This window comes from Zavarzinia sp. (assembly GCF_049306435.1).
GTDB lineage: Bacteria > Pseudomonadota > Alphaproteobacteria > Zavarziniales > Zavarziniaceae > Zavarzinia.
In genome coordinates, this window is the sequence record NZ_JBAQRT010000325.1 from 1 (window position 1) to 3,025 (window position 3,025).

Sequence of the window (3,025 nt, forward strand, 5' to 3'; positions counted from 1 at the left end):
CCGGTGGCCGGGATGATGACCACGGCATCGGCGACCACCGCTTCCGTCAGGGGCGGCACCCGGCGGCGCATCAGGTCGGCGCTCCACAGCGCGACCAGCGCGCCGGCAAGTCCGATACCGCCACCCGCCACGAGAAGCGCGTCGCCGAGGCTCATTCGGCGGCGGCGGCGGAATCGGCCGGCGCATCCCGGCGGGTCAGGCTCAGCATGACGCCATTTTCCGACCGCAGGGTCAGGCGGGCGACCGGCTTCGGCACATGGCCCGGCACCGTCTCGAAGCGATAGCGGCGAACAAGGCTGGCGAGGATCAGCGCCGCTTCCTGCTGGGCGAAGGCGGCGCCAAGACACACGCGCGGCCCCATGCTGAACGGCAGGTAAGCGCAGCGCGCCGCCTCGATCCCCTTGTCGGTGTTGAAACGATCGGCGTCGAATTCATCCGGCGCGTCCCAATGATCGCGGTTCCGGTGCAGCATCCAGGGCGAGATGAAGACGATCGAGCCGGGCCCCACCGTCTTGCCCCTCATGCATTCCGTCGTCGCGGGCTCACGGGCGATGAAGGCGACCGGCGGATAGAGCCGCAGCGATTCGCGGAAGACATCGCGCAGGTAATCCATGGCGCGGAGATCGCCCAGTTCGGGCGCCCGCTCCGGCCCGAGGACGCCAAGGATTTCCCCGTGCAGGCGCTCCTGCACATCGGGCTGGCTGGCGATCAGGTACAATGTCCAGGCAAGGGCACTGGCCGAGGTCTCGTGCCCGGCAAGGAACAGCATCGCCACCTGTTCGTAGAGTTCGCGAAAGCCGAAAGGCTCGCTGTTCCCGGGGTCGCGGGCCTCGATCATGGCGGCGAGGAAATCGCGTTCCGGCGGGGTCTTGCCGGCGGCGATCAGGTCCAGTCGCTCCTGGATCAGGGGCTCCAGCAGGCCGCGAATCTCGCGCGCCGTCGCGTTCGCCTCGCGGTTGCGGCGGACATGGAAGAACGTCGGCACCCGGAACACCCGCAACATGCCGAGACCGTAGGCGATCTCCTGAAAGCGGTTGAAGGCCGTGAAGATCTGCTCGGCCTTGTCGCGGGCCAGGGTCTTGCTGAAAATCGTGCGCAGGATGATGTCGGCGGTGACATGGGTCGTTTCGATGTCGATCGGCTGGGGGCTGCCATCGGCGACGAGGTCCAGCCGGTCGATCATCGCCTGCGTCGCATCCCGCATCTGACCGAAGACCAGCTTGACCCGCGTCGCTTCGAAAGCCGGGGTCAGCATCGCCCGCTGGCGCCGCCACAGCGCCCCGTTCGAGGTGAAGATACTGTCGCCCATCAGGCGTTTCAGCATGAAGGAGAGAATATCGCTCTTCGGGTAATTGTCCGCCTGATCGACCAGCACCCGGCGGATCAGCGGCGGATCGTTCAGCATGAAGAAACGCCGCGTGGGCAGCCGGAACTGCCCCATCTTCATGCTGTAGGCCTTGTCCGACAGCACCGACAACCCGTCGCGCAGCCAGGCCGGCAACACGCGCCAGAACGGCAACCCACCCGGCTTGGGCTCGGGCTTCGGGGGCTTGAAACCGGCCATTTCCCTATCTCCGCTTGCGCGGGGCAGTTTCGGGGAAGCGATCGGCCAAGGCAAGCGGCCCGGCGCAAAGGGCGAAGAAGTCGCACCTGCCCTGCCGCTGGGTCGCCATCAGGTAGAGCGTATGCATCAGGCCGAGATCACGCTTCAGGACGGCATAACGATCGGCATCGAACAGCTTGTGGAAACGGGGCGAGGTCAACAGCGGGCTGACCCGTTCCCCCGCCGCCCGCTCGTGGCCCGCCAGCGTCAGGGGATCGACCATGGGGAAACACACGACATCGGCCCCGGCGCAGGCATCGATCCAGGTCACAGCGGGATCAAGCGCGATGGCCGCGATCTCGTCCCGGAACCAGGTACAGCGCGGCTCGACCGCCAGAAGCGGCGTCATGGCGCCAAGGGTGACGAAACCGATACGCGACAAGCCATCGAAATCCGACCGGCGGCGGCGAAGCGCGCGGCCCAGCGCCGAAATGGCGACCGTGGTGCCGACACTGTGACCGATGACGAGGAATTCGTCGCAATCCCCCCTGGCCGCCTCGTCCGCGATCAGATCGGCCATCTGATCCATCCGGGTCTCGAGCGGCGCGGCCTCGTGATAGATCTGCCGGCAGTAGAAATTCACGAGCTGGCCGCGCCACAGCACGCTGCCCGTCCTCTCGATGAAGGCAAGGACCCGGGGCACGCCCAGCAGTCCGAGCGGAATGCCGGCCAGAACGGCGATGGCGGGCAGCGGCGTGAAGGCGAGGATCGCCGCCAGCACGGCGCAGGCGATCAGCGGCAGGCCGAGCAGTACCAGCGACAGGATCGCGACCGGCTGCATGATGGTCAGCAGATAGACCGGCCGCACCCGGTAGATGCGGCGGAAATAGCCGATCCAGCTGCCCCGGAGGAGCGTGCGCGCCGTCTCGAATACAAACGACCAGTCGGCCTTCGGCCACATCACCCGGGCGACATCATCCCAGCGCAGGAAACCGAAACGGCTTTCGGTCACGACATCCTGGCCGTCGATCAGGTTCTTGCCGGTCATGGTCCATTCGACCAGCAAGGGGCCCGCCGACTTGCGGCCACCCAGGGCATAGTCCGTCCGGTTGCTGGCTGATGCCGCGGCCTTGGCGGCCTCGCCGCGCCAAAGCTCGTGGTAGTGCCGGGCCCCTCGCGGATCGAAGCCGCTGATGAAGAGCACGCGCCGGCGCCGGATGCGGCGATCGCCGGGGGAACGCGGTGCGGTCGCTTCACTCATCGCCATTCCCCGCTCCGTGGCCTTTACCGGAAAGATCCGGGAATTCCATTTCACCAGCCCGACCGGCCCAGGCCATGACCGCGCGCCAGCCGGCCGCCGCGCCCGCGACCAGCGCCGTGCGCCGCTTTTCCATCCGGCGGACCCCGGCCCCCACACCCACTGGTGTCACCACCGACAGCCAGGCACCGCCCGGCAGGTTGTCGGCGGCGAGCAGTCGGCCC

Annotated in this window: 3 protein-coding genes; all 3 read right to left on the reverse strand. The window is 67.6% G+C overall.

Features of this window, described 5'->3' with window-relative positions:
* Positions 1–151: 151 nt before the first annotated feature.
* The gene (locus WAZ62_RS18795) at positions 152–1,564 is read right to left on the reverse strand and encodes a cytochrome P450 (RefSeq protein WP_422645067.1); all 1,413 of its coding nucleotides are present in this window, start codon (positions 1,562–1,564) and stop codon (positions 152–154) included.
* Positions 1,565–1,568: 4 nt separating this feature from the next.
* Positions 1,569–2,804 carry a hypothetical protein gene (locus WAZ62_RS18800; RefSeq protein WP_422645068.1) on the reverse strand — a complete coding sequence of 412 codons (1,236 nt, stop codon included), beginning with the start codon at positions 2,802–2,804 and terminating at the stop codon, positions 1,569–1,571.
* Positions 2,797–3,025: hypothetical protein (locus tag WAZ62_RS18805; RefSeq protein WP_422645069.1), on the reverse strand; the 229-nt coding region annotated here is incomplete at its 5' end. The genes WAZ62_RS18805 and WAZ62_RS18800, both read right to left, overlap by 8 nt.

Excerpts from the sequence above, each read along its gene's own strand:
- WAZ62_RS18795 (WP_422645067.1), bottom strand. The coding sequence starts at position 1,564 with ATGGCCGGTTTCAAGCCCCCGAAGCCCGAGCCCAAGCCGGGTGGGTTG.
- WAZ62_RS18800 (WP_422645068.1), bottom strand. The coding sequence starts at position 2,804 with ATGAGTGAAGCGACCGCACCGCGTTCCCCCGGCGATCGCCGCATCCGG.